The following is a 3190-nucleotide window of genomic DNA, read 5'->3' on the forward strand; positions in this document are numbered from 1 at the left end:
GGTCGAGGTCGACCAAGCCGCCATGACGCCCCCCAGTCGCACCACGCGCTGGCGCCTGGATCAGGGCGCGCTGGTCAGCGTCGAAGACAAGGCGGGCCGCGCCCGCTACCAGCGGGCTGGCAGGGACTGAAGCCACCGGCGCACCGGCTTCCTATAATCCCGGATCCCCCTCTGCGCAGGCCGACGCCCCCCGGGTCGGCCTGCTTTCGTCTTGCGGTGGCCCGTCCCCGCCCGATCCCCGTCGTCCCGTCCGACCATGAGCACCAACGAAACCCAGACCTACGACCCGCGCGCCGTCGAAGCCCGTGCCCAACAGCACTGGTCGGACGCCGACGCCTACCGCGTCACCGAGTCGACGGACAAGCCGGCCTTCTACGCCTGCTCGATGCTGCCCTACCCCTCGGGCAAGCTGCACATGGGCCACGTGCGCAACTACACGATCAACGACATGCTCACGCGCTACCTGCGCATGAACGGTCACAACGTGCTGATGCCCATGGGCTGGGACGCCTTCGGCCTGCCAGCCGAGAACGCGGCGCTCAAGAACAAGGTGCCGCCCGCCGCCTGGACCTACGACAACATCGCCTACATGAAGAAGCAGATGAAGGCGATGGGTCTGGCGATCGACTGGTCGCGCGAGATCGCCACCTGCCAGCCCGAGTACTACAAGTGGAACCAGTGGCTGTTCATCAAGATGCTGGAAGCCGGCATCTGCGAGCGCCGCACGCAAACCGTCAACTGGGACCCGGTCGACCAGACCGTGCTGGCCAACGAGCAGGTGATCGACGGCTGCGGCTGGCGCTCGGGCGCGCTGGTTGAAAAGCGCGAGATCCCCGGCTACTACCTCAACATCACCAAGTACGCCGACGAGCTGCTGGGTGCCGTCGCCAACCCCGAGGACAAGAACTACCTGTCCGGCTGGCCCGAGCGCGTGCGCCTGATGCAGGAGAACTGGATCGGCAAGAGCGAAGGCGTGCGCTTTGCGTTCTCGCACGACATCCAAGGGGCCGATGGCAGCCTGATCAACAACGGCCAGATGTGGGTCTTCACCACCCGCGCCGACACGATCATGGGCGTGACCTTCTGCGCCGTGGCGCCTGAGCACCCACTGGCCGCGCACGCCGCAAGCGCGAACCCTGCGCTCAAGGCCTTCATCGACGAATGCAAGACCGGCGGCACCACCGAGGCCGAACTCGCCACGCAAGAAAAGAAGGGCATGGCCACCGGCCTGTTCGTCAACCACCCGATCACCGGTGAGAAGGTGGAAGTCTGGGTCGGCAACTACGTGCTGATGTCCTATGGCGACGGCGCCGTGATGGGCGTGCCCGCGCACGACGAACGCGACTTCGCGTTCGCCAAAAAGTACGGCATTGCCATCAAGCAAGTCATCGCCGTCGAAGGCGAAACGTTCAGCACCGACGCCTGGGCCGAGTGGTACGGCGACAAGCAAAAGGGCCAGTGCATCAACAGCGACGCTCTCAACGGCCTGGGCCACAAGGACGCCGTCAACAAGGTCGCCGAGATCCTCATCGGCAAGGGCGTGGGCGAGAAGAAAACCACCTGGCGCCTGCGCGACTGGGGCATCAGCCGCCAGCGCTACTGGGGCACGCCCATCCCCATCATCCACTGCGCCGATTGCGGCCCGGTGCCGGTGCCCGAAAAAGACCTGCCCGTGCGCCTGCCCGAAGACGTGGTGCCGGACGGCAGCGGCAACCCGCTGAAGTCGCGCCCCGACTTCCTCAACGTGGGTTGCCCCAAGTGCGGCAAGCCCGCCCAGCGCGAAACCGACACGATGGACACCTTCGTGGACTCGAGCTGGTACTTCCTGCGCTACACCTGCGCCGACAACCACGGCGCCATGGTCGATGAGCGCACCAACTACTGGATGGCCAACGGCGGCATGGACCAGTACATCGGCGGCATCGAACACGCCATCCTGCACCTGCTGTACGCGCGCTTCTGGACCAAGGTCATGCGCGACCTGGGCCTGGTCAAGGTCGACGAGCCCTTCAAGAAGCTGCTCACCCAGGGCATGGTGCTCAACCACATCTACAGCCGTCGCACGGCCAAGGGTGGCAAGGAGTACTTCTGGCCGCACGACGTCGAGCACGTGATGGACGACGCCGGCAAGGTGATCGGCGCCAAGCTGATCAACGCCGTCGACAGCGCCGATGGCCAACTGCCCGTGGGCACTGCCATCGACTACGAAGGCGTGGGCACCATGTCCAAGTCGAAGAACAACGGCATCGACCCGCAAGAGCTGATCGAGAAGTACGGCGCCGACACGGCCCGCCTGTACACCATGTTCACCGCCCCGCCCGAGCTCACGCTGGAGTGGAACGACGCCGCCGTCGAAGGCAGCTACCGCTTCCTGCGCCGCGTGTGGAACTTCGGCATGAAGCTCCAGGCCCTGCCCAAGGCCGACACCGCCGCCGCCACGCAAGGCGCCACCTCGCTGGCCGACGTCGCCTTCGGCAAGGAAGCCAAGGCCCTGCGCCTGGAGGTCCACACCGTGCTCAAGCAGGTGGACTACGACTACCAGCGCATGCAGTACAACACCGTGGTGTCTGGCGCCATGAAGCTGCTCAACGCGCTCGAAGGCTTCAAGGCCACCGACACCGCAGACGGCCAGATCGCCCTGATCGAAGGCTTCGGCATCCTGTTGCGCGCCCTCTACCCGGCCACGCCTCACCTGGCGCACACCCTGTGGGCCGAGCTGGGCTACGCCGGCAAGCTCGGCGACCTGCTCGATGCCCCCTGGCCCAAGGTCGACCCCTCGGCCCTGGTGCAGGACGAAATCGAGCTGATGCTGCAGGTCAACGGCAAGCTGCGCGGCTCGATCAAGGTCAGCCCGCAGGCCGACAAGGCCACCATCGAAGCCGCGGCCCTGGCCAGCGAAGACTTCGCCAAGTTCAGCGAAGGCAAGGCGCCCAAGAAGGTCGTCATCGTGCCGGGTCGCCTGGTCAACCTGGTCGTCTGATCGCGGGTGTTAAGGTCATGTCCATGCAACGCCGCCACCTCCTGACCCTGCTGGGTGCCTCGTCCCTGCTGCCCCTGGCTTCGCTCGGGGGCTGTGGCTTCCAGCTGCGCCGTCAGCACGAGATGGCCTTTCGGTCCATCCAGCTCAGCGGCTTCATCGGCACGTCGCCCCTGGCCACCGAGCTGGCACGCGCGCTCGACGCCAGCGGCG

General features: G+C 66.2%; 1 protein-coding gene and 1 pseudogene. Both read left to right on the top strand.

The features are described from left to right. Positions 1-256 precede the first annotated feature (256 nt). Positions 257-2980 (top strand): leucine--tRNA ligase, encoded by a 2724-nt coding sequence (gene leuS, locus B2W70_RS00090; protein WP_286741864.1) that lies wholly within the window; start codon positions 257-259, stop codon positions 2978-2980. 17 nt (positions 2981-2997) lie between these two features. Further along, a pseudogene (locus tag B2W70_RS00095) lies at positions 2998-3190 on the top strand (hypothetical protein); the annotation flags it as partial.

The sequence above is a fragment of the Aquabacterium sp. UBA2148 genome (genome assembly GCF_002328915.1).
Classification (GTDB): Bacteria; Pseudomonadota; Gammaproteobacteria; order Burkholderiales; family Burkholderiaceae_C; genus Aquabacterium; species Aquabacterium parvum.